Annotated in this window: 19 protein-coding genes, 1 tRNA gene and 1 riboswitch; of the genes, 10 read left to right on the top strand and 10 right to left on the bottom strand. The window is 71.3% G+C overall.

The window, feature by feature from the left end:
- Positions 1-28: 28 nt before the first annotated feature.
- The 4 genes from BJ969_RS04175 to BJ969_RS04190 form a co-directional block, all read right to left on the bottom strand.
- Positions 29-104: transfer RNA gene (locus BJ969_RS04175), tRNA-His, on the bottom strand.
- A gap of 118 nt (positions 105-222) precedes the next feature.
- Positions 223-864 (bottom strand): oligoribonuclease, encoded by a 642-nt coding sequence (gene orn, locus BJ969_RS04180; RefSeq protein ID WP_184477467.1) that lies wholly within the window; start codon positions 862-864, stop codon positions 223-225.
- A gap of 59 nt (positions 865-923) precedes the next feature.
- The gene (locus BJ969_RS04185; RefSeq protein ID WP_343071214.1) at positions 924-2,573 is read right to left on the bottom strand and encodes an AMP-binding protein; all 1,650 of its coding nucleotides are present in this window, start codon (positions 2,571-2,573) and stop codon (positions 924-926) included.
- A gap of 104 nt (positions 2,574-2,677) precedes the next feature.
- A complete protein-coding gene (locus tag BJ969_RS04190) occupies positions 2,678-2,893 on the bottom strand; it encodes a hypothetical protein (RefSeq protein ID WP_184477469.1) in 216 nt (71 codons plus the stop codon).
- A 196-nt stretch (positions 2,894-3,089) separates the two neighbouring features.
- Here BJ969_RS04190 and BJ969_RS04195 point away from each other — a divergent pair, with 196 nt between their 5' ends.
- Positions 3,090-3,479 carry a hypothetical protein gene (locus tag BJ969_RS04195; RefSeq protein WP_184477471.1) on the top strand — a complete coding sequence of 130 codons (390 nt, stop codon included), beginning with the start codon at positions 3,090-3,092 and terminating at the stop codon, positions 3,477-3,479.
- An 84-nt stretch (positions 3,480-3,563) separates the two neighbouring features.
- Here BJ969_RS04195 and BJ969_RS04200 read toward each other — a convergent pair whose 3' ends face one another.
- Positions 3,564-4,301, bottom strand: coding sequence for a hypothetical protein (locus tag BJ969_RS04200; protein ID WP_184477473.1), 738 nt, complete (start codon positions 4,299-4,301; stop codon positions 3,564-3,566).
- Positions 4,302-4,376: 75 nt separating this feature from the next.
- The gene (locus BJ969_RS04205) at positions 4,377-4,646 is read right to left on the bottom strand and encodes a hypothetical protein (RefSeq protein ID WP_184477475.1); all 270 of its coding nucleotides are present in this window, start codon (positions 4,644-4,646) and stop codon (positions 4,377-4,379) included.
- 298 nt (positions 4,647-4,944) lie between these two features.
- Here BJ969_RS04205 and BJ969_RS04210 point away from each other — a divergent pair, with 298 nt between their 5' ends.
- From BJ969_RS04210 to BJ969_RS04225, 4 genes are all read left to right on the top strand, one after another.
- Entirely contained in the window at positions 4,945-5,175 is a 231-nt protein-coding gene (locus tag BJ969_RS04210; RefSeq protein ID WP_184477477.1) for a biotin/lipoyl attachment domain-containing protein, read from the top strand.
- Between the two features lie 63 nt (positions 5,176-5,238).
- A riboswitch (TPP riboswitch) is annotated at positions 5,239-5,337 on the top strand.
- A complete protein-coding gene (gene thiD, locus BJ969_RS04215) occupies positions 5,331-6,164 on the top strand; it encodes a bifunctional hydroxymethylpyrimidine kinase/phosphomethylpyrimidine kinase (RefSeq protein WP_184477479.1) in 834 nt (277 codons plus the stop codon). It overlaps the preceding riboswitch by 7 nt.
- A 25-nt stretch (positions 6,165-6,189) precedes the next feature.
- Complete coding sequence (gene tenA, locus BJ969_RS04220; protein WP_184477481.1) at positions 6,190-6,903, top strand: thiaminase II; 714 nt, start codon at positions 6,190-6,192, stop codon at positions 6,901-6,903.
- A gap of 320 nt (positions 6,904-7,223) precedes the next feature.
- A complete protein-coding gene (locus BJ969_RS04225) occupies positions 7,224-7,409 on the top strand; it encodes a hypothetical protein (protein ID WP_184477483.1) in 186 nt (61 codons plus the stop codon).
- A 22-nt stretch (positions 7,410-7,431) separates the two neighbouring features.
- Here BJ969_RS04225 and BJ969_RS04230 read toward each other — a convergent pair whose 3' ends face one another.
- The 4 genes from BJ969_RS04230 to BJ969_RS04245 all read right to left on the bottom strand — a co-directional run bounded on the left by BJ969_RS04230 (position 7,432) and on the right by BJ969_RS04245 (position 11,243).
- On the bottom strand, positions 7,432-8,565 hold the full coding sequence (locus BJ969_RS04230; protein ID WP_184477485.1) for a polysaccharide pyruvyl transferase family protein: 1,134 nt from the start codon (positions 8,563-8,565) through the stop codon (positions 7,432-7,434).
- 215 nt (positions 8,566-8,780) lie between these two features.
- Complete coding sequence (locus BJ969_RS04235; RefSeq protein ID WP_184477487.1) at positions 8,781-9,200, bottom strand: hypothetical protein; 420 nt, start codon at positions 9,198-9,200, stop codon at positions 8,781-8,783.
- Between the two features lie 14 nt (positions 9,201-9,214).
- A complete protein-coding gene (locus tag BJ969_RS04240) occupies positions 9,215-10,174 on the bottom strand; it encodes a hypothetical protein (RefSeq protein WP_184477489.1) in 960 nt (319 codons plus the stop codon).
- 136 nt (positions 10,175-10,310) lie between these two features.
- Complete coding sequence (locus tag BJ969_RS04245) at positions 10,311-11,243, bottom strand: ABC transporter substrate-binding protein (protein ID WP_184477491.1); 933 nt, start codon at positions 11,241-11,243, stop codon at positions 10,311-10,313.
- A gap of 351 nt (positions 11,244-11,594) precedes the next feature.
- Between BJ969_RS04245 and BJ969_RS04250 the strand changes: the two genes are divergently transcribed.
- The 5 genes from BJ969_RS04250 to BJ969_RS04270 all read left to right on the top strand — a co-directional run bounded on the left by BJ969_RS04250 (position 11,595) and on the right by BJ969_RS04270 (position 22,799).
- Positions 11,595-12,503 carry an amino acid ABC transporter permease gene (locus BJ969_RS04250; protein ID WP_184477493.1) on the top strand — a complete coding sequence of 303 codons (909 nt, stop codon included), beginning with the start codon at positions 11,595-11,597 and terminating at the stop codon, positions 12,501-12,503.
- Positions 12,500-13,267: an amino acid ABC transporter ATP-binding protein gene (locus tag BJ969_RS04255; RefSeq protein WP_281398292.1), complete on the top strand. Its 768-nt coding sequence runs from the start codon at positions 12,500-12,502 to the stop codon at positions 13,265-13,267. The genes BJ969_RS04250 and BJ969_RS04255 overlap by 4 nt, the downstream gene beginning before the upstream one ends.
- 391 nt (positions 13,268-13,658) lie before the next feature.
- Positions 13,659-14,975 (top strand): GNAT family N-acetyltransferase, encoded by a 1,317-nt coding sequence (locus BJ969_RS04260; protein ID WP_343071215.1) that lies wholly within the window; start codon positions 13,659-13,661, stop codon positions 14,973-14,975.
- A gap of 526 nt (positions 14,976-15,501) precedes the next feature.
- The gene (locus BJ969_RS04265; RefSeq protein WP_184477495.1) at positions 15,502-22,605 is read left to right on the top strand and encodes an amino acid adenylation domain-containing protein; all 7,104 of its coding nucleotides are present in this window, start codon (positions 15,502-15,504) and stop codon (positions 22,603-22,605) included.
- A complete protein-coding gene (locus BJ969_RS04270; protein ID WP_184477497.1) occupies positions 22,602-22,799 on the top strand; it encodes an MbtH family protein in 198 nt (65 codons plus the stop codon). The genes BJ969_RS04265 and BJ969_RS04270 overlap by 4 nt, the downstream gene beginning before the upstream one ends.
- Positions 22,800-22,819 lie beyond the last annotated feature (20 nt).

Below are 22,819 nucleotides of genomic sequence, written 5' to 3' on the forward strand. Positions count from 1 at the left end.
CGCTCCGAAATGGAGCGGGCCTTTCGCATGGGGTGAGTGACGGGATTCGAACCCGCGACTCCTGGGACCACAACCCAGTGCTCTACCGACTGAGCTACACCCACCGCAGCTTCCGATCGGCCGATCAACCGGCTTTCCGGAGCAACACGAATATCCTAGCGTGCGCCGTCAGGCCGGTCGTCACCGGGCTCCCGGCCACCTGGGGCGAACCGGTGAATCCCGTCATTCGACCTGGTGAGCGGCCTTGCCGGTGTCGCCGAGGCCGTCGCCGTCGAGCAGTTCGGCCGCCACGGCCTGCGCCTGCTCGCTGGTCGGTCCCGGCTGCGGGACGAACGCGGTGCGGCGGTAGTACGCCAGCTCGCGGATCGATTCCCGCACATCGGCCAGCGCGCGGTGCGCGAGGCCCTTCTCCGGCTGCGCGTAGTAGATCCGCGGGAACCAGCGCCTGCACAGCTCCTTGATGGACGACACGTCCACCATGCGGTAGTGCAGGTGCGCGTCCAGCGCGGGCATGTCGCGGGAGATGAAACCGCGGTCGGTCGCGATGGAATTGCCCGCCAGCGGCGCCGAGACGTTCTCCGGCACGTGCTCGCGGATGTAGTCCAGGACGCGTTGTTCGGCTTCGGCGGTGGTGACCGCGGAGCGCCGTACCTCCTCGGTCAGCCCGGAGCGCTCGTGCATGTCGCGCACCACTTCGGGCATCCCCGACAGGGCCTCGTCCGGGGCGTGGATCACGATGTCCACGCCGTCGCCGAGGATGTTGAGGTCGGCATCGGTGACCAGGGCGGCGATCTCGATCAGGGCGTCGGAGCCCAGGTCGAGCCCGGTCATTTCACAGTCGATCCACACTAGACGGTCGTTCACCTCACCGAGCCTAACGCGGTGGCCCGCGGCGCCGGGACCGCATCGGCGCCGCGGGGACATCACCGTTCGGTCTCGGTGGGCTCCGGTTCCTCGCGCAGGCGGGCGGGCACCACCTTGCCGGTGGCGTTGCGCGGCAGCTCGGCCAGGAACGTGACGTCCCGCGGCAGCGCGAACTTCGGCAACGCGGGGCGGACGCGTTCGCGCACGGCCTCCGCGTCGAGGTCGGCGTCCTCGGTGAGCACGACGAACGCGGCCAGGCGCTGCCCGAACTCGGCGTCGTCGACGCCGATCACCGCGACTTCGGAGACCTCGGGCAGCGTGGCGATGGCGTCCTCGGTCTCCTTCGGGTACACGTTCTCGCCGCCCGAGACGATCATGTCGTCCTCCCGGCCGACGACCTGCAAGCGGCCCGCTTCGTCGATCCGCCCCAGGTCACCGGTGCTGAGCATGCCGCCGCGCACTTCCTTGCCGCCGCCACCGGTGTAGCCCTCGAACAGCATGTCGTTGCTGACGAAGATCCGCCCGGTCTCGCCGTCGCGCACCGGCGCGCCGTGCTCGTCGAGGATCTTCAGACTGGTGCCGCGGGGCGGGCGGCCCGCCGTGCCGGGGGACTCGGCTAGGTCCCGCGGATTCGCGATGCTGACCCAGGACGCCTCGGTCGAGCCGTAGAAGTTGTAGAGCACCTCGCCGAAGACCCCCTGGAAGCGGGTGGCCAGGTCGGCGGGCAGCGCCGAACCGCTGGCGGCGACGATGCGCAGCGACGACGTGTCGTAGGGCCGCAGCGCCTCCCGCGGCAGGTCGAGGATGCGCTGCAGCATCACCGGGACCATGAACATCGCGGTAGCGCGGTGGCGTTGGACCGCGGCTAGCGCCTGCTGCGGTTCGAACTTGCGGCGCAGCACCAGCGTCGCGCCGATCGCGGAGCTCAGCTGGAACGCCGCCAGTCCCCAGGTGTGGAAGATCGGCGCCGCCAGCAGGATCCGCTCGCCGGCGCGCAGCGGCATCCGCGACATGATCGTCGCCGCCGGTCCGACGCCGGGCGGGGCGGGCCTGCGGGCTCCCTTCGGCGTGCCGGTGGTGCCGGAGGTGAGCACGATGATCCGCGCGTGCCGGGGCCTGCGCGGCAGCGCGCCGCCCGTGGAGCTGCCGATGAGGTGTTCCAGCGTGGCCTTGCGGGTGGTGCCCTCGGTCCAGGCGAGGACCACGTCGAGGTCGTCCGCGATGTCGAGGTCTTCGGTGAACTCGACGTCGGTCACCAGCAGGTCGGCCTGCTGCTCGGCCAGCACGGTGCGCACCTGCTGCGGGCGCAGGCCGGTGTTGAGCAGCACCACGTCCACGCCGAGCTTGCCGCAGGCCACGATCGTCTCGACGAGCCCGTGGTGGTTGCGGCACAGCACGGCGACCCGGCTGGTGTCGCGGATGCCGCGGGCGCGCAGGCCCTTCGCCAGGCGGGTGGTGCGCTGCTCCAGTTCGAGGAAGCTCAGCGCGCCGCGTTCGTCGATCACGGCGGGCCGGTCCGGGTGCCGGATGGCGGCGACGGCGTAGCCGAGCGCGGGAGTCACCCCCCAGCGCCGCCACGCGAACACGATGCGCACCAGTTTGTCCGGGCGCATCGGCCGCACCACGCCTTGCCGGACCAGCAGCCACAGCGTGTGCAAGCCGGAGCTGAGGCGGTCCCCCTTGGCTCGGGCGACGACGTCCGCCGCCACCTCTCGTGTCCGTTTCGCCGGCCGTCGCCACATCGCCACGCGTCTCCTCCGATTTAACTACTCGTCAGTAGATAATGCCTTGAGGGGAGGCGCGGGGGAAGGGTTCACTGGTCCGAAATGCTCTGTTCCGGCGCTGCGGCGGCCACCACGGCCTCCCGTATCGCTGCTCGCAGCCGACCCGCCTCCAATGGTGCCAGCACGGCGGTCTCCCCAGGCGGTGCGACCACGACAACGTTGCCCTGCTGCACGTACACCGCCATGCTCCGCCGCCTGCCCGCGACATCGCGGCAGCTGACCTGCCACTGTTCGCTGCTGACCACGCCGACCTCCTCCCTCTGCGCCGAACGCGCCTGTGCGGTGCGCTCTCGTGGCTGAGACGCCTCAGGATCACTGACGTGACGGGTGTTCGCTTGATTAATCGTAGATTTCCCACGCCGGTGCTCACCCGGAGTGGCGGCCCGGCGCGGGAGCGAGCGCGCTCTAGGGGGTCCGGGCACGTCCTGGGACACTGCGATCATGGCTGGTTACGACAGGCTGCTGTGGCGCACGCTGCACCGGGTGCTGCTGGTGCTCGCGATCGGAGTGCTGGGATTGCTGCTCGGGCTCGGCTCCGCCCCGACCCGGTCGGACTCGCTGCTGGGCGTGCTCGTCGTGGCGCTCGTGGTGCTGCCGGTGGCGATCACGGTGCGCCGGATGACACCCGTGGCCCGGGCCAACCTGCGGGCGGTGCCGCGCTACCGGCCGCTGATGGCCGTCACGAGCGCGCTGCTCGCCCTCGTCGCGCTGCTGGTGCTCTGGTGGGCGGTCGGCAACGCGCTGTTCCCCGGCACGCTCTCACCGCTCACGCTGGCCCTGGTGGGAGTGGTGCTCGCGGCGCTGACGGCGCTGCTCAACCGGGTGCTGTGACCGGGCCCGGACACGACGAAGCCGCTGCCCGGTGGCGTCGGCCGGTGAGCAGCGGCTCGGTGCGTGCGTATCGCGCGGGTTCGGTCAGACCGGTCGGACGACCAGGCCCCGCGGCTCGGCGGTGAAGGTCAGCGCGCCCTCGAACTCCGCGATGGGCAGTTCGTCGCGGACCAGGCGGTGCGGCGCGTCGGCCGTCTCCACCCGGACCTCGGCCGCGGTGAAGGTCTGCTCGGCGAAGTCCGGTCCGGCGAGCTGGATCTCCAGCCGCTGCTCGCGCAAGGTGATCGCGGCGGCGCCACCTGGCACCGACAGCGGTTCGCCGTCGGCGGTGACGATGAGGCTGCCCTCGCCGTCGGACTCCGGGCGCACCGCGACGTGCGAGAGGGCGACGTCGCGCGCCCCTTCGGCACCGGTGACGCCGATGACGTCCCTGGCGACCTCGTCCTGCTCGGAGTTCTCCTCCGCGCGCGGAGCCAGCAGCGGCGTGCGCAGCTTCGCGGCCAGCCGGTGGGGAGCCCAGGAACCGGGTCCGATGAGGTTCACCACGGAGGTGATCTCGGTGTCGGCGAGCAGGCGTTCGCTGCCCACCGCGGGCGTGATCTCGATGGCCGCGACGTTCCGCTCCTCCAGCAGGTCGCGCAGCGCCTTGGCGCGCAGCCTGCTGTTGCGGTCGAATCCGCGGGTGATCGCGACGGCTCCGGACGTCCCGCTCTGCGCCGCGGCATCGGCGAGACCGGCCAGCGGAGCCCAGACCTTCGCCGGATCCGGCCGGGTCGAGCGGCGGGAGCGGGCGGACTGAGGGGCGTCGGCAGTGGTGTCCATTGCGTCAACTTTAATCCGCCACGCAGGGTCGCCTCACTAGGTGATCAGCGGTCGGATGTGTGACTTCGCTCGCGCTCACGCGTCCCAGGTGGTGACCACGAGATCCCGGTCGCGCTCCAGCTGTTCGTCGACGTGCTGCTCGCACTCCGGGCAACGCTCGGTGATGCGGCGGCTCGACGGTTCCTTGGTGGCCGGCCAGGTCTCGTGCGGGAGTTTGATCGTCGTCGCGCACAGCGCGGTCACCGGATCACCGGCGGGTCTGGCACCGGGGCGCACCGTGATCGCGTGCCGGACCCGCTGCCCTGCTCCGACGATCCACCAGACGTGCTCTTGATCGGGGAACACTTCGCTCCCACCCCCATACCTGTCAGGACGTCCCGAGCCGCGCTTCGATCCGCTTGGCCGGATCTCGAACTCTAGACGGATCGATCAGCTCGCACGTTGCATTCGCGTGGCTACTGGAATGACTGGCTGCGCTGCTCCGATCGTGTTAATGCGGCTGTTCGGCGGAGCACCCTCGGTCCGGCGCGGATGCCGCGCTGGGCCACTCGACGTACGAAGCCGAGCACGCGCTTCGCTTGTGGTGAGAAGGATCACCGCTCATGCTGACCGCAACGATGATCGATTGCGGAGGCGTGTGCTCGTGACGGACCTGCACTTCCCCTGGCCGCGGCAGGATCCGCACGAGCCGGGGGTCCTCGCCCGCTGGCTGGCGGCCGACGGCGCCCCGGTGCGCAGCGGCACCGCCGTCGCGGAGGTGGTGACCGACGGCGTCCGGCGCACCGTGCGCGCCTCCGCCTCGGGCACGTTGTGGCGGCAGGGCGCGGCGGGCGAGCACTTCGCCGCGGGAGCGGTCATCGGGCTCATCGAATGAGAGCGGCGCAGGGCACGGCGAGATCGGCGACTCCGGCGGGTTGACCGTGCTTGCTAGGTTGGGGGCAGTGACGCGGGGTGCCCGGCGAGCGGCCGGGCTGAGAGCAGACCCGTCGAACCTGACCTAGTTCGTGCTAGCGGAGGGACGTCACCCACGTGACCGTTCGTGCTGCCCGGCCGGAATTCGCCCGGCCCGTTCCCAACGTGCTGACGATCGCCGGAACCGACCCCAGCGGCGGTGCCGGGATTCAAGCCGACCTGAAAGCCTTCTCCGCCAACGGCGCCTACGGCATGTCGGTGGTGACGGCGCTGGTCGCGCAGACCACCACCGGCGTCGCCGAGGTGCGGGAAGTACCGCCGGAGTTCGTCACCTCCCAGCTCACCACGCTGCTCGACGACGTGCGGGTGGACGCGGTGAAGATCGGGATGCTGGCGGGAACCGGGGTGATCCGCGCGGTCGTGGCCGTGCTCGACCGCTACGCGCCGCCGCACGTGGTGCTGGATCCGGTGATGGTCGCCAAGAGCGGGCACCGGCTGCTCGCCGACGAGGCGGTCGCGGTGCTGCGCGACGAGCTGCTGCCGCGAGTGGACCTGATCACGCCGAACCTGCCGGAGGCAGCGGATCTGCTGGGGGAGCGGGAGATCACCGACTCCGGCGGGATGGCCGGGCAGGCCGAGCGGCTGACCGGCTTGGGCGCCAAGCAGGTGCTGCTCAAGGGCGGGCATCTGCGCGAGGCGGCGAGCCTCGACCTCTTCCGCGGCGACGGCGAAGCCGAGTTCCTGCGCCGCGAGCGGATCGAGACCACGAACGACCACGGCACCGGGTGCACGTTGTCGGCGGCCATCGCGGCACTGCGCCCGCAGCGGCCGGACTGGTCCTCGGCGGTCCGCGACGGCAAGGAGTACCTGACCGAGGCGTTGCGCGCCGCGGACCGGCTGGACGTGGGCCGGGGGCACGGCCCCGTGCACCACTTCCACCGCTGGTGGTGAACCCGATCTCCTGGAGGGACCGTTCATGAGCAGGCTTCCCGCCCCACCGCCCGGCGGTTTCTGCGCGGGCGCGTGGGAGCACACCGCCGCGTTGCAGCAGGCCATCGTCGAGCACCCGTTCAACGCGGCACTCACCGACGGCGCGCTGGACCGGGAGCGGTTCGCGTTCTACATCGTGCAGGACGCGCGGTACCTGGTCGGTTTCGCGCAGGCGCTGACCGCGGCGTCCACGCGGGCGGAGGACCCCGCCGACGCGGCGTTCCTGGCCGGTGCGGCGCAAGGCGCGCTGGTGGAGGAACGCCGGTTGCACGCCGGGTACGTGGAGGAGTTCGGGCTCACCGAGGCCGACCTCGCCGGGGTGGTGACCTCGCCGTCGTGCACGGCCTACACCTCGTTCTTGCGCGGCAGCGCGCTGGTGGAGCCGTATCCGGTGCTGCTGGCGGCGATCCTGCCGTGCTTCTGGGTGTACCAGCACGTGGGCAGCGAGATCCTGGCCGCCGTCGGGGACGTGTCGGGCCACCCGTACCGGCGGTGGATCGAGACGTACGCCGACGACGAGTTCGCGGCGGCGGTGCTCAACGCCCGCGAGCTCGTGGACCGGGTCGCGGCGGCGGCCGATGCGCCGATGCGGCAGCGGATGCTGGCCGCGTTCGCGCGCGCCAGCGAGTACGAGTGGATGTTCTGGGACGGCGCGTGGAATCGCGAGCAGTGGCCGACGGCGCGCTGGCTCCCGGCCTGAGAACTCGTTGCGGCGGCACGGTTCTTCCCTGCGCACGAGGCTTCGCCCTGTCGCGAGGGCGGCTCGACGGCCGAGATTTTTGATCACCCTGAGTAGCGTCGATCGGGTGCGCGTGGAACCGGAGAGTCGGGTGGTCAGAGGCGCTGCGGCGGCGCGATCAATTCGTGATCAGGAGCACTTTCGAGTGGTGTTAACGAACACCCTCCGCCACGACGATGAGGTTTACGACACGTTCGTTCGGCGTGTTCAGACGTGGGACTTCTTCTCACCGCGGCGGCGGGATTCGGTGACCTTTGAGTACGGGTACTTCTATTGTGATCATGCTGGCGGGGATGCTGGTGCCGGTGCTGGCCGCAGCGCCCTTCTACATCGCCGACCGCCGACGCGACGCGGCGGCGGCCCAGGCGGAAGCGGAAGCCGAGAAACCCGACGCCGAGATCCACGTCCTGCATCCGGCGACGCAGGGCGGGATTTCGGCGAGCGGACCGGAGCAGGCGGCGGCGTGAAGCACGCCGCCGCCCGGCGGCGTCAGTCCCCGTAGATCGACCAGGCCAGCTTCGACTTGGCCTCTTGCAGCGCGGCGAGCGTGGACTGCTCGTACCCGCCTTCCTGCGGCGGCGGCGGAACCTGCAGCCCTTCGCTGAGGCCCCAGCCGGAGCCGCGCTGGATCAACGAGCGGTGCTTGTTCGTGTAGTACCCGGAGTTGATCGACACGGCGACGCCGTGCGCACCGGCGGCCGCGGCCATCAGGTGCATGTGGAACCGGGTGGACAACCAGCGCTGACCGGCGGCGGCGGGCAGGCCGTGATCCATGATCTCGGAGAAGGCGTAGAACCGGGAACCGGGCAGGTCGTGCTCGACCAGCGCGAAGACCTCCCGATCCACCCGCGGGATTCCCTCGATGATCCCGACCTGCTCCGGGTGCACGTCCCAGGCGCGCAGCGTGTCGAGCAGGAAACCGGCCAGCGCGGGCACCGTGACGTCCAGCAGGTCCGACTGCAGGCAGATCATCACGTCCCGCAGGTCGTCGGTGCGGTACAGCTCCGGCTCGATGCCGAAGAACATGTCGTCACCGGTCGCGGTGAGCTGGCCCGCGGAGTTGAGCAGCTCCGCGGACGGCTCGTCGCGGACGTCGATCAGCTCGAACTGCGAAGCGAGGTTGCGCACCAGCGGGTGCGCCTCCTCCGGCGCGGGCCACAGGCCCTGCCCGGTCATCACCGCGCGCCCGCCGGAGCGGCGCACCGCGGCGACCGCGCCGGCCAGCAACCCGTAGTGCCGCGGCCAGATCCCGTTGATGAACCCGCCGCCGATGATGTGCACCAGGTCGGCCCGCGCGGCGAGTTCGATGCCGGCCAGCCAGTGCGGCGCGAGCCCCGGGTTGATCATGGCGTGCTGCACGAACGACGCCACTTCCCACGGCTCGTCGGAGGGCGCGGACCAGCACAGCCGCCACAGCGTGTCGGTGAACCGGACGTGCGGGTGCAGGTGCCCCAGCAGCACCTCGCTGGGACCGGGGTTGGGGCAGTCCACCCACACCTCGCTGTCGGGGGCGACCTTGGCCAGGTATTTCAGCCAGGTCGCGGCGATCAGCTCGTCGCCGTAGTTCGGGTTCCCGGTCGTGGCGACCAGGTACAGCGTGGGGCGTGTTGCGGAACTGGTCACTGGAGATCTCCACCGTTCGGGGTCGCGGCGCGCGCGCAGGCGCCGAACCTAACAACACGGTGGGCGCGGCTCCGCTCGGAGGCATCCCGGGCCGCCGCCTGGCGGGGCGTTCAGCGGCGCCGCTGTGCTCCACTCGGCGGCGGGCGACGCAAAACGGCGACAACGACTCGGTGGTAATACCGGTGCGTTGCCGCCGTTGATCGTGTTCGGCGAATTCAGTTCTGCTCGTGCAGTTGGTTGCGGAGGCGTTCGATGCGGTCGCGGGTGCGGCGGAACTTCGCCTCGTAGTGCTCTTCGAACAGCGCCGTCGGCAGCGTCGCGACGCTGACCCCGAGCGCTCCGTCGGTTTCGGGCCGGTCCGGCAACGGCTCCGCGGAGCGGTCGGCGGCGGTCTCCTGGTGCGGGATGTCCGCACGTTCCGGCGCGGCCTCTGCGGGGCGCGCGTCCGGTTCGGCCGCAGCGGGGCGAGCGGTGTCGCCGGTGGGCTTCGCCTGCTGCTGCGGGGTGCGCAGCGCGTGCTTGCCGGTGGGCGGGGTGTCCGCGTGCGCCCGGCGGCGGGCGCGGCGCAGCAGCGGCCAGAAGATCACTGCTGCCACCACGGCACCACCGGCGAAGGAGATGACGATCAGGTCCACGTGCTCGCTCCGAATCAGTTCCGCTGGACGGCGTCGGTCGGTTCGCTGTCGGTGTCGGCGGCGGGCTCCGCGTCACCGGAGCTCGTCGGCATGAGCGGGGAACCCAGCGGGATCAGGTAGCTCTGGGTGTCCCCTCGTGGTTCCGGCAGCCACACGTGCTGCGCCGGTTCGCCGACGAGTTCGGCGTCGATGACGTTGTCGATCTCCTGCGCGCCGATCTCGTTGGTGGTGGCGCCGACCAACCGTCCGACGCTGTCCAAAGAGGACAGAACGGCGGTGCGGAGCTCCTCCATGCGGGCCTGCTTGGTGTGCAGGTCCTGCAGCACGTCGAGCCGCAGCTGCTCGGTCTCGGCATCGCGCTGCCCGCATTCCCACCGGGTGCGCGACAGCAGCTCGTCGGCCTCTTCCTTCGCGGCCGTGACCACCGCCTTGTACTCGTCCCGGATGTTGTGGCGCATGACGCGCTCGCGTTCCCGGATCTCGGCGAGGCTCTGCTCGTGCTCCCGGCGGATCTGGCGCTGCCTGGCGTCGAGCTCGTCGACCAGGCGGGAGCATTCGCTGCGCATGTCCTCGGCGGCCTGCTCGGCCGCGCTGATCAGTTGTTGGGCTTCGTATTCCGCGCTGCCACGCATGGTCTGTGCCTGGCGCTGCGCTTGTTCGCGCAGCGTCTGCACTTCCTCCTCGGCCAACGACAGCATGTTCTGCACGCGTTGCGAGGCGTGCGGCAAACCGGTGTCGGAGGCTTCGATGCGTTTGAGGCGGAGTTCGGCTTCGGCGAGGTCGTGCCGCGCGTCGTCGCAGAGGCGGCGCAGATCGGAATTCAGCGCCACCGCCTCGTTGCGATCGATGCTGACCATGCGCAGCTGATCCTCGAGCAACTCGATGTGCTCGGTGACCTGGCGGCGATGGAAACCTCGTACCTGGATGTCGAATCCGGGACGGAGCGGGACGACGGCGTGTGCGGAGTCCTCCACGTTGGACACTCCTCTCCACAGGCGAGGGTCGACTCGCCGAGGAGAGTAGGTCTGATCCGGACCCCGCGCGCGGTGGAGGAGGGCGAGCACCACCTGATCAGGTAGTGATCGGCGGGAAAACCCCGGCCGACGGTCCTCAGTGGATCTCCGGCGGGCTGACCTGTGATTCCGGGATGGCCGACGGCGTGACGCCCCACTTGGCGAGGATGCGGGCGTAGCCGCCGTCGTGGATCAGCTCGTTCACCGCCGCCCGCAGCGCCGGCGCCAGCGGTGAGCCCTTGGCCAGCGCGAATCCGACGTCGAGCCTGCGGAACTCGTTGCGCAGCTCCAGCGCGGGCTGCTGCGTCGCGGCGTAGCGCAGGCCGTTGACGGCTCCCATGATCACGTCGATCTTGCGCTGGGCCAGCGCCGAGTACAGCGCGCTGCTCTCGGAGAACACCTGCACCTGGTAGGCGGGCTCGCCGATCTCGGCGCACCGGTGGGCGTGCGCGGTGAGGGTGGCCTCGAAGGTGGTGCCCTTGGTGGTGCCGACCGTCCGCCCGCACAGCCGGGTCACGTCGGTGATCGGACCGCCGGGGTCGCCCGCGCGGACCGCGAAGCCCTGCCCGTCCTGGACGTAGGTGGCGAAGTCGATGGTCTTCTTGCGCTCCTCGGTGACGCCGAAGTTGCCGGTGCCCGCGTCGTACTTCCCGCTGCCGAGCGCGGGGAGGATCGTGTCGAAGGCGGCCTCCTGCGCGTCGAGGCGGAGACCGAGCTTGCGGGCGACCGCTTCGGCGATGTCGACGTCGAGGCCCACGGCGGTGCGGTTGTCCTCCAGGTAGAACGCGGACGGCGGTGCACCTCCGACGGAACGGCCGATGCGCAGCTCGCCGCTGTCGCGGATCGACGCGGGAAGCAGCGCTGCCGCGGCGTCGCTGCGCTGGACGCCGGAGACGACGTCGGCGCGCGCGTCGAGGCCCGGCGCGACCGCGCCCGGATCGGGGACGGGGCCGCAACCCGCGAGCAGAACTCCGCTCAACAGCAGGGCGAAACCGCCTGCGAAGGCCTTCGCGGCCGAAGAGGTGCGCATCGTGCTTCCTTTCCGGGCCCGGTCGCAGAGCGGGCCGGGCGTCGAGCGGAACGGTGCGCGGCCCGGGGTTCGGGCGCGCGTAGTCGTGCGGCACGCGCGAACGGGCGCGGGTGGCGCGGGATCGTCTCGGATCAGCGGTGGCGGCGACAGGACGCCGACCACACCAGGCCGAGGTCGATGTGGGCGCGCGTGACCAAGCACTTCCGATGCGGCACGCCGGTGAGCTTCGCCGGATCCGCCGGGAGCGTCAACGATGGCCACAGGGTGGGACGGCCGGGCTCACCGCTTGACGGACCTCCACGGCGAGATGGATGTTCGAGTTCTCGATTCCCCTTGCACGGGTGGGAGAACATGTCACATCTGCACGCCGTACCCGATGCGGTCCGGGCCGCGCCGGAGGCGGCTCCCGAGGTCGTCGCGCTGCGGCGCCCGTTCCGCTGGGTCGCGGCGGTGCTGGTGCTGGTCCTGCTCGGCGCCACCGTCGTCTCGGTCGCGACGAACCCGAACTTCCAGTGGAACGTCGTCGCCGCCTACTTCGCCACCCCGGCGGTGCTGCACGGGCTGTGGCTGACGTTGTGGCTCACCGCGGTGACCATGGTCCTCGGGTTCGCGCTCGGCACCGCGCTGGCCGTCATGCGGCTGTCCGGGAACCCGGTGCTGGCAGCGGTGGCCTGGGGGTACACCTGGTTCTTCCGGTCGGTTCCGGTGCTCGTCCAGCTGCTGTTCTGGTTCAACATCGGCGCGCTGTACCCGGTGATCGGGTTCGGGGAGTTCTCCGCGCCCACCGTCGATCTGCTCGGCGGCGTCACCACGGCGGTGATCGGCCTGGTGCTGCACGAAGCCGCCTACGCTGCGGAAGTGGTGCGCGGCGGAATCCTGTCGGTCGACGCCGGGCAGTCCGAATCGGCGCAGGCGCTGGGGATGACCCGCGCCCGCGTCCTGCGGCGGATCGTGCTGCCGCAGGCGATGCGCGCGATCGTGCCGCCCGCGGCGAACATGCTCATCGGCACGTTGAAGGGCACCTCGATCGTCAGCGTCATCGCGGTGCACGACCTGCTGCACTCGGTGCAGCTGATCTACAACCGCAACTACCTGGTGATCCCGCTGCTGCTGGTGGCGACGGTCTGGTACTTGATCGTCACCAGCCTGCTGACGATCGGCCAGTACTACGTCGAACGGCACTATTCCCGCGGAGCGCAACGAGAATCCGCGCCGACGCCGTGGCAGCGGTTGCGCGGCGCCGTGATCGGAGGTCGATGAGCGTGTCCGCGATGGTCGAAGTGCGGGGCGTGCGCAAGAGCTTCGGCGCGGTGCCGGTGCTGCGCGGGGTGGATCTCGCCGTCGGCGGGGGAACGGTCACCTGCGTCATCGGCCCGTCCGGTTCCGGCAAGAGCACCCTGCTGCGCTGCATCAACCACCTGGAGAAGATCGACGCCGGGCGGGTCGAGGTGGACGGCGCGCTGGTCGGCTACCGGGAGTCCGGCGGCAAGCTCCACGAGCTGCCGGACCGGGTGATCTCCCGGCAGCGAGCCGAGATCGGCATGGTCTTCCAGGGATTCCACCTGTTCGGCCACATGACCGCGCTGCGCAACGTGATGGAAGCGCTGCGCGGGGTGCGACGTCTGTCCAAAAAGGACGCCGAGCGGCGGGCGCTGGCGGCGTTGCGCGAAGTGGGGCTGGAGGAGCACGCGGAGTCGTACCCGCGCCGGCTCTCCGGCGGCCAGCAGCAGCGGGTGGCCATCGCGCGGGCCCTCGCCATGGAGCCGAAGGTGCTGCTGTTCGACGAACCGACCAGCGCGCTCGATCCGCAACTGGTGGGGGAGGTGCTGGCGGTGATGAAGGACCTCGCCCGCGGCGGGCTCACCATGGTGGTGGTGACGCACGAGATCGGGTTCGCCCGCGAGGTCGCGGACACCGTGGTGTTCCTCGACGACGGCCGAGTCGTCGAATCCGGCCCGCCCGCCGAAGTCCTGCTGGCGCCGCGCGAACCCCGAACCCAGGAATTCCTCACCCGAGTGCTCTGACCCCGCCACCGGGCCGCGTTTCCGAGTGAACGGACCGTTCGACCAATCCGCTTGGACGAACGGTCCGTTCACTCCGACCCGGTAGCCCCGGTGGTCGACGGCCCGGGACGGCGCTGCGGCCAGGAGCGTCGAGTGAACGGACCGTTCGTCCCATCCCGTTGGGCGAGCGGTCCGTTCACTCGGCGGCGGACGGTGCGGCCGGTGTCGTCGCCCGGTCGGTGGTGCTCGGGTGGAGTGAGCGGACCGTTCGTCCAACGGGATTGGGCAGGCGGTCCGTTCACTCCGATGACGTGGTGGCGGTGAGTGATCGGGGGCACCGGGAGACGGGGGTCCGTTGACCGTTCGGCTGAGTTAGGGTCGGCTCTCCCGACTCAGCGTGAAGGGGTGGCGTGTGACAGGTGTGACCGAGAACGTGCAGGTGGATCCGCGGGCCGCGGTGTTGTTGCGAAGGTGGCTGGCGGAGACCCACACGCCGGTCGCGCTGGGTCCGCTGAAGGCGACGATCGGGCCGCTGCGGTTCACCACCGAGGTCACCTACCGCTCACCGACGGGCGCGCACGGCTTCGGCCCGATCCGGGTTGCGGACTCCGGTGCCGTCGCGGATTCGGCGCTGCTCGCCGCGGCCTGCTCGGCGGATGCGCGCGGCCGGGCGCCGGCCGACGCGCCGATCAACTCCGAGGGCGCGGGCACGTTGCTCGACTGGCTGCTGCACGCGGTGCGCACCGACGCGATCGATCCGCTGGCGGGCAACGACGACGTCGACGTGCTCGGGCAAGGCGTGTCGACGCAGGACGAGGCTCGGAGGTGGCTCGCGTCGCACGTGGAGAGCACGGTGACGCCCGCGCTGCGCAACCTCGATGGCCGCGCCGACCTGGACGAGGTGACGGCGCGGCTGCTGACCCGCCGCTCGCTGGCCGTCATCGGGCGGTTCGGCCTGCGCGGGGTGGCCGACGAGTCGGTGCTGCTGGACGCGCTGGCCCACGACTTGGCGGCGCTCGCCGAGACCTACCCGGACACCGAGCGGGTGGTGCGGCACTGGCTGCACAGCGCCACCTTGACGGACCTGGCCGTGCTCAACGGCTCCGGTCTGCGCTACCTGTCCGAGGGCAAGGTGGCGGTAGCGCCGGTGCGCTACGAAACGCCGAACCCGCTGCGCGAAGTGCCGGCGGAGGCGGTGCCGGGAGTTCCGGTGCCGGTGCTCGACGAGGGCTGGTCGTTGCGGCCGGTGGTGCTGGACTCCGAGGATCCCGCGCTGGTGCACCGCTGGATGAACGAGGACCACGTCGCGGTCAACTGGAACCAGACGTGGTCGTTGCAGCGCTGGCAGGACGAGCTCGGCGCGCAGCTCGGCGGCGAGCACTCGGTGCCGTGCATCGTGAGCCGCGACGGCCGCGCGGTCGCGTACGTGGAGCTGTACCGGGTGGTGCGGGACAAGCTCGCCGCCTGCTACCCGCTGCATCCGCGTGATCTCGGCGTGCACATCGCGATCGGGGAGAAGGACGCCGTCGGTCGCGGGCTCGGCTCGTCGTTGCTGACCTCGGTGGCGCGCGGCCTGCTCGCGGCGGATCCGGAGTGCGTGCGCGTCGTCGCGGAGCCCAACGTGCACAACGGCGCGTCGGTGGCGGCGTTCGGGAAGGCCGGTTTCGAGCGGTCCCGCGAGGTGGGGCTGCCCGGCAAGAACTCCGCCCTCATGGTCCACGCCCGCTGATCGCGGTCCTGTCCGAGTGAACGGACCGTTCGTCCAACGCGATGGGACGAACGGTCCGTTCACCAGCGCTGAGCAGCCATCGAGAGGAGTGAGCCAGCGTCACCCGGCGGCGGCCCGCTGTTCGAGAGCTCCGAAGTGAACGGACCGTTCGCCCAACCAGATTGGACGAACGGTCCGTTCACCCATATCCGCCTGCGCGGCGGCGCCGGAGGTGGGCGAGGGCTCGGGTGGAGTGAACGGACCGTTTGTCCCAAGGGATTGGACGGACGGTCCGTTCACTCGGAAACCGGCTGCGGGGGCTCGGGGTGCGGCGGCAGGGATGGACGGGAGTGGGGAGTCGTCCGTTCTTGCTCGTTGGGGTGGGGTGAACGGATCGTTCGTCCCGTTGGGTTGGACGGACGGGCCGTTCACTTCTTCGTCTCCGGGGGTGGGGCTGAGAGGTAGCGCACGCGGTGGGGGTTCTGGTCACCGGGCTGCGGGTGAAATAAGGTTAGCCTTACTTTGTCCGCGTCCCGTGGGGAGAACGATGCCGGAGCCGCAGGGCGCGTCACTGCCGCTGTCCGCCGCGCAAGCGGGGATCTGGTTCGCGCAGGCGCTCGACCGCGCGAACCCGATCTACAACACCAGCGAGTACGTCGAGATCCACGGCCCGGTCGACCCGGAGCTGTTCGCCGACGCGCTGACGAGGGTGCTGGCCGAGGCCGACACGCTGCGGATCCGGGTGGTCGAGACCGAGGACGGTCCGCGGCAGCTGATCGACCGGCCGTGGGAGCCGAGCCTGCCGGTGGTCGACGTCAGCGGGGACGCGGACCCGATGTCGGCCGCGCTGCGGTGGATGCGCGGCGACCTCGCCGAGCAGGTGGACCTGGCGGTGGGGGGCCCGGAGGGCAGGCTGTTCACGGCGGCGCTGCTGAAGCCGGCCGACGATCGGTGGCTCTGGTACCAGCGGATCCACCACGTGGCCATCGACGGCTACGGCTTCTCCATCGTGCTGCGCCGGGTCGCGGAGGTCTACACGGCGCTGGTCGCGGGCGATGAGCCGGGGCGGTCCCCGTTCGGGCCGCTGGAGTCGTTGCTGGAGGCGGAGCGGGACTACCGGGCGTCGGAGAAGTTCGAGCGGGATGCGGAGTTCTGGCGGGAGCGGTTCGCCGACCGCCCCGAACCGGGCACCTTGGCGGGGCGGTCGGGCCGGACGGCGCGCACGTTCCTGCGCCGCGCGGCGGACGTGGATTCCGGAGCCGCCGACGCGCTGGCCGGGGCCGCGCAGGACAGCCGCACGATCTGGCCGGACGCGTTGATCGCCGGGTTCGCGGCGTACCTGCACCGGGTGACGGGGCAGCGCGAGGTGGTGCTGGGGCTGCCGGTGATGGGGCGGCTCGGGTCGGCCGCGTCGCGGGTGCCGGGCATGGTCGTGAACGTGCTGCCGCTGCGGCTGTCGGTCGCGCCGGATTCGACGCGCGACGAGCTGGTCGTGCAGGTGGCGAAGGCGGTCCGCCAGGTGCGCAAGCACCAGCAGTACCGGGGCGAGGACCTGCGCCGGGACTTGCGACTGCTGGGCACGGACCGGCCGCTGTTCGGTCCGATGATCAACGTGAAGGCGTTCGACTACGACCTGTGCTTCGGCGAGCACTCCGCGACGGTGCACAACCTGGCGGCGGGCCCGGTCGACGACCTGACGGTGTCGGTCTACACCGTCGGCACCGGGATGCGGTTCGAGTTCGACGCGAACCCGGACCTCTACACCGCCGACGAGATCTCCGCGCACCAGGACAGGTTCCTGCGCTTCCTGAGCCGGTTCGCGGAGGCGAACGGGACGGTCGGCGAGGTCGACCTGCTCTCCGCTGAAGAACGCCGCTTGGTGCTCGACGAGTGGAACGGCGGCCCCGTCGGAGCCGACCGCACGGGGATGACGCTGCCGGACCTGTTCGAGGACCAGGTCCGCCGCACCCCGGAGGCGGTGGCGCTGACCTGGGGCGACGAGCGGATCACCTACACCGAGCTGGACGCGCGGGCGAACCGGCTGGCGCACTGCCTCATCGACCACGGCGTCGGCCCGGAGCAGCTGGTGGCGCTGGCGCTGCCGCGTTCGGCGGAGCTGGTGGTCTCGGTGCTGGCGGTGCTCAAGGCGGGAGCGGCGTACTTGCCGCTGGATCCGGGGAACCCGGCGAGCCGCATCGCCTACATCGTCGCGGACTCCGAGCCCGCGATGCTGATCAGCGACACCGCGCACCACGCGAACCTCCCGGCCGACATCCCGCGGCTGCTGCTGGACGATCCGGCCGGAGCGGCGGAGATCGCCGAGCATTCCCAGCGCGATCCGCGCGGTGGGGAACGCGGGCCGTTGACGTCGGATCACGCCGCGTACGTCATCTACACCTCTGGTTCCACCGGCCAGCCGAAGGGCGTGGTGATCCCGCACCACAACGTGGTGCGCTTGTTCACCGCGACCGACCCGTGGTTCTCCTTCGGGGCCCAGGACGTGTGGACGCTGTTCCACTCGTACGCCTTCGACTTCTCGGTGTGGGAGCTGTGGGGCGCGCTGCTGCACGGCGGCAGGCTGGTCGTGGTGCCGCACGAGGTGAGCCGTTCGCCGCAGGAGTTCCTGGGCCTGCTGGCGCGTGAGCGCGTCACCGTGCTGAACCAGACCCCGTCGGCGTTCTACCAGCTCATCGAGGCCGACCGGAACGCTCCGGAGTTCGAGCTAGCGCTGCGGTACGTGGTGTTCGGCGGTGAGGCGCTGGACCTGTCCCGGCTGGACGACTGGTACGCGCGGCACCCGGACGACCCGAAGCTGATCAACATGTACGGGATCACCGAGACGACCGTGCACGTGTCGTACGTGGAGCTCGACCCGGAGCTGGTCGCGCGGCGCGACGGCAGCCTGATCGGCCGCGGCATCCCGGACCTGCGGGTGTACCTGCTGGACGAGAACCTGCACCCGGTGCCGCCGGGCGTGATCGGCGAGCTCTACATCTCGGGGGAGGGGCTGGCGCGCGGCTACCTGGGGCGGCGGGCGTTGACGGCGTCGCGGTTCGTCGCCGACCCGTTCGGCGAGAAGGGCGCCCGGATGTACCGCTCCGGGGACTTGGCGCGGTGGCGCTCCGGTGGCCTGCTGGAGTTCGTCGGGCGAGCCGACCACCAGGTCAAGATCCGCGGTTTCCGCATCGAGCTCGGTGAGATCGAGGCACGGCTCGCGGCGCATCCGCAGGTCACGCAGGCCGCGGTGGTGGCGCGCGAGGACCAGCCCGGTGATCACCGGCTCGTCGGGTACGCCGTGTCGGCCGCCGAAGCCGCCGAGCTGCGATCGCACTTGGCGGCGGAGCTGCCGGACTACATGGTGCCTTCGGCGGTGGTGCTGCTGGACGCGCTTCCGCTGACCCCCAACGGAAAGCTCGACGCGAAGGCGCTGCCCGCGCCGGACTTCGCGCCGCAGGCGGCGGGCCGGGGCCCGCGCGACGCGGTCGAATCGGTGCTGTGCCGGCTGTTCGGCGAGGTGCTGGGCGTGCCGGAGGTCGGCATCGACGACGGTTTCTTCGATCTCGGCGGGCATTCGCTGCTGGCGACGCGGCTGCTGACGCGGGTGCGCGGCGAACTGGGCGTGGAGCTGTCCATCCGCACCTTGTTCGACCACCCGACCGTGGCGGGTCTGGTGCGGCGGATGGGGCCGAGCCTGCGCCCCCGCCCGGAACTGCGCCCGCGGCCCCGGCCGGACGAGGTACCGCTGTCCTTCGCGCAGCAGCGGCTCTGGTTCCTGCACCGGCTGGAGGGCCCCAGCGCCACCTACAACCTGCCGATCAGCGTGCGGCTGTCCGGTGAGCTCGACGTGGCCGCGTTGCGCGCCGCGCTCGGCGACGTGGTGGGCAGGCACGAGAGCCTGCGCACCGCGTTCCCCGACCGCCAGGGCGAACCGCGTCAGTCCGTGCTGGAGCCTGGTGAGCCGGAGTTGCCGCTCGTCGAGACGACCGAGGCCGAGCTCGACGGCGAGCTCGCCGCGGCGGCCCGGCACGGTTTCGACCTGGCGCAGGAGCCGCCGCTGCGCGCCACGCTGCTGCGCACCGGCGAGCGGGAGCACGTGCTGCTGGTGCTGCTGCACCACATCGCCACCGACGAGTGGTCGATGGCGCCGCTGCTGCGCGACCTCGCCACCGCCTACGCGGCCCGCCGCCGCGGCGCGGAACCGGACTGGGCGCCGTTACCGGTGCAGTACGCGGATTACGCGCTGTGGCAGCGGGAACTGCTCGGTGACGAGCAGGACGAGCAGAGCCTCGCGGCGCGCGAACTCGCGTTCTGGCGGGACGCGCTGGCGGGGCTGCCCGACGAGCTCGCGCTGCCCGCCGACCACCAGCGGCCCGCGGTGCCCAGCCACCGGGGCGGCGCCGTGCGGTTCGGCTTCGACGCCGCGCTGCACCGGGACCTCCGCGCGCTGGCCACCGAACACCGGGCGAGCCTGTTCATGGTGGTGCAGGCCGGGTTGGCCGCGCTGCTGACCCGCCTCGGCGCGGGCACCGACATCCCCATCGGTTCGCCGGTCGCGGGACGCGGCGACGACCGGCTCGACGAGCTCGTCGGCTTCTTCGTCAACAGCCTGGTGCTGCGCACCGACACCTCCGGCGAGCCCACGTTCGCCGAGCTGCTGGACCGGGTGCGCCAGTCCGACCTGGCCGCCTACGACCACGCCGAGCTGCCCTTCGAGCGGCTCGCGGAGGTGCTCAACCCGTCGCGGTCGCTGGCCCGGCACCCGCTGTTCCAGGTGATGCTGGCCTACTGGGGCGAAGCGGAGGCGGTGGACGCGGAGTTCCCCGGTCTCGACGCGACCGTGGACACCGTCGACGCGGGGGCCGCCAAGTTCGACCTGGCGCTGAGCCTGCGCGAGGTCTCCGACGGCGTCGAGGGCGTCGCCCAGTTCAGCGCGGACCTGTTCGAGCCCGCGAGCGTCGAGGCGCTGACCGCGCGGTTCGTGCGGCTGCTCACCGCCGCCGCCGCGGCCCCGGACACCCCGATCGGCGACCTGGACCTGCTCGATCCGGCGGAGCGACGGCGGATCTTCAACTGGGGCGACGCGATCCCGGACCAGGACGTGCGGCCCGCGACGTTCCCCGACCTGCTCGACCAGCGGATCGCGGAACGCCCGGACAAGGCGGCGCTGGTCTTCGAGGGCACCGAGCTCAGCTACGCGGAGCTGGGCGCGCGGGTGAACGCGCTGGCGCACCTGCTGATGGAGCGCGGGGCCGCGCCGGGCCGGATCGTCGGCGTGATGCTGCCGCGCTCCCCGGAACTGATCATCGGGTTGCTGGCGGTGCTCGCGTCCGGTGCGGCCTACCTGGCGCTGGACCCCGACTACCCGGCCGACCGGCTGGAGCACATGATCGACGACGCGGATCCGGGCCTGGTGCTGGCGTTCTCGGACCGCAGCCCGGACAACGCGCCGACGCTGCTGCTCGACAGCGCGCAGGTGCGCGCGGCCTGGGACGCCGAGCCCACCGCGACACCGCCCCGGAAGTCCACAGTGGATGATCCGGCGTACGTCATCTACACCTCCGGTTCCACCGGCAGGCCCAAGGGCGTCGTCGTCCCGCACACCGGCGTCGCCGGTCTCGTCGCCACCCAGACCCAGCGGGTCGGCATCACCGCCGAGAGCAGGGTGCTGCAGTTCGCCTCGCCGAGCTTCGACGTCGCGTTCTGGGAGCTGTGCATGGGACTGCTCTCCGGCGGCACGCTCGTCGTGGTGCCCGCCGACCGGCGGGTGCCGGGCGCGCCGCTGGCCGACTACGCCCGCGAGCACGAGGTGACGCACCTGGCGATCGGGCCGTCGGTGATGGGCATGTTCCCGCCCGACGTGGACCTGCCGCCGAACGCGACGCTGCTCTGCGGTGCCGAGAAGGTGCCCGCCGACCTGGTGGAACGCTGGTCGCGGGACCGCGTGATGCTCAACTGCTACGGCCCGACCGAGGCCACCGTGAACTCCACCCTGTGGGAGTGCGAACCCGACACCGGCACGTCGGTCCCGATCGGCGTGCCCGACCCCGGCACCCGGCTCTACGTGCTCGACGCCGCGCTGCGGCCGGTGCCGCCGGGAGTGGTCGGCGAGCTCTACGTCTCCGGAACCGGCCTCGCCCACGGCTACCTGAACCGCCCGTCGCTGACCGCCGAGCGCTTCGTCGCCGATCCGCACGGCGCGCCCGGCGCGCGCATGTACCGCACCGGTGACCTGGTGCGGTGGCGTGCCGACGGGGCGCTGGACTTCGCCGGGCGGGCCGACGACCAGGTCAAGATCCGCGGATTCCGCATCGAACCCGGTGAGATCGAGGCGTCGCTGGCCAAGCACCCCGCCGTCGGCCAGGTCGCCACCGTCGTGCGCGAGGACCGGCCCGGCGACAAGCGCCTCATCGGCTACGTCGTCGCCCAGCGGGAAGTGGAGCAGGCCGAACTGCGCGCGCACGTCGCCGAATCGCTGCCGGACTACATGGTCCCCGCCGCGATCGTGTTCGTGGACGCACTGCCGCTGATGCCGAACGGGAAGCTGGACCGGTCTGCGCTGCCCGAACCCGACCTCGCCGGCGCCGTCGGCTCCGCGGTGCCCCGCGACCCCACCGAAGAGGTGCTGTGCGCGCTGTTCGCGGAAGTGCTCGAACTCCCGCGCGTCGGCGTGCACGACGGCTTCTTCGACCTCGGCGGGCATTCGCTGCTCGCGGCCCGGCTCATCGCGCGCATCGACGAGGCGCTCGGCGTGAAGCTCAACGTGGGCAGCCTGTTCGCCGCCCCGACCGTCGCCGGGCTCGGCGCCCGCGTGCGCACCGGTGGCAAGGGCGACGCGCTGGGCATCCTGCTGCCGCTGCGCACCGAGGGCGCGAAGGAACCGCTGTTCTGCGTGCACCCCGCGGCCGGGCTGGCCTGGCCGTTCTCCGGGCTGATGAAGCACATCGACCCGCAGCGCCCGCTCTACGGCCTGCAATCGCGGGGCCTCGACGAGCCCGCGCCGGTGCTGGACGACCTCGCGGCGATGGCCGCCGAGTACCTCGACCACGTCCGCGAGGTGCAGCCGCACGGCCCGTACCACTTCCTCGGCTGGTCCTTCGGCGGCGTCGTCGCCCACGAGATGAGCACCCAGCTCCAGGACCAGGGCGAACAGGTCCGGTTCCTGTGCATGCTCGACTCGTACCCGAAGGACGTGTGGGACGAGCTGCCCACCGAGGAGGAGGCGCTCAAGGCGCTGCTGTACATGGCCGGCTACGACATGGGCCTGCTGGGCGAGCAGCCGCTGCACCGCGACCAGGTGATGGAGATCCTCTCCGCCGAGGGCAGCGCGCTGGCGAACCTCGAAGAGCACACCGTGAAGGCCGTCATCGACAACTTCGCCAACTGCGCGGTGCTGGAGAACGAGGCCGACCACGGCACGTTCCACGGCGACGTGCTGTTCTTCACCGCCACCGTCAACCAGGCCAAGGCATCCCTGACGCCCCGCATGTGGGAGTCCTACGTGGACGGAGCCGTGGAGAACCACGACATCGCCTGCGAGCACAAGGACATGACCCGGCCCGCCCCGCTCGCCGAGATCGCCGAGATCGTCCAAGATCGGCTGCGGCGCACCGAAGCCCCCGCTCCCGACCCGCGAAGGAGTTCCGGACCATGAGCAATCCGTTCGACGACCCCGAGGGCTCGTTCTACGCCCTGGTCAACGACGAGGACCAGTACTCGCTGTGGCCGGAGCGGATCAAGGTGCCCGACGGCTGGACGGTCGCCCACGGCCCGGCGGGCCGCGAAGCCTGCCTGGAACACATCGAGGTGCACTGGACGGACATCCGCCCGGTCCGCAACGGCGCGTAAGTCGGGAACCAACAGTGCGT

Origin of the sequence: Saccharopolyspora gloriosae (assembly GCF_014203325.1) — a bacterium.
GTDB classification, from domain to species: Bacteria; Actinomycetota; Actinomycetes; order Mycobacteriales; family Pseudonocardiaceae; genus Saccharopolyspora_C; species Saccharopolyspora_C gloriosae.

Coding starts and splice junctions, on each gene's coding strand:
- BJ969_RS04245 (WP_184477491.1), bottom strand. CDS start 11,243: ATGCGCACCTCTTCGGCCGCGAAGGCCTTCGCAGGCGGTTTCGCCCTG.
- BJ969_RS04255 (WP_281398292.1), top strand. CDS start 12,500: ATGAGCGTGTCCGCGATGGTCGAAGTGCGGGGCGTGCGCAAGAGCTTC.
- BJ969_RS04265 (WP_184477495.1), top strand. CDS start 15,502: ATGCCGGAGCCGCAGGGCGCGTCACTGCCGCTGTCCGCCGCGCAAGCG.
- BJ969_RS04225 (WP_184477483.1), top strand. CDS start 7,224: ATGCTGGCGGGGATGCTGGTGCCGGTGCTGGCCGCAGCGCCCTTCTAC.
- BJ969_RS04200 (WP_184477473.1), bottom strand. CDS start 4,301: ATGGACACCACTGCCGACGCCCCTCAGTCCGCCCGCTCCCGCCGCTCG.
- tenA (WP_184477481.1), top strand. CDS start 6,190: ATGAGCAGGCTTCCCGCCCCACCGCCCGGCGGTTTCTGCGCGGGCGCG.
- BJ969_RS04195 (WP_184477471.1), top strand. CDS start 3,090: ATGGCTGGTTACGACAGGCTGCTGTGGCGCACGCTGCACCGGGTGCTG.
- BJ969_RS04250 (WP_184477493.1), top strand. CDS start 11,595: ATGTCACATCTGCACGCCGTACCCGATGCGGTCCGGGCCGCGCCGGAG.
- BJ969_RS04270 (WP_184477497.1), top strand. CDS start 22,602: ATGAGCAATCCGTTCGACGACCCCGAGGGCTCGTTCTACGCCCTGGTC.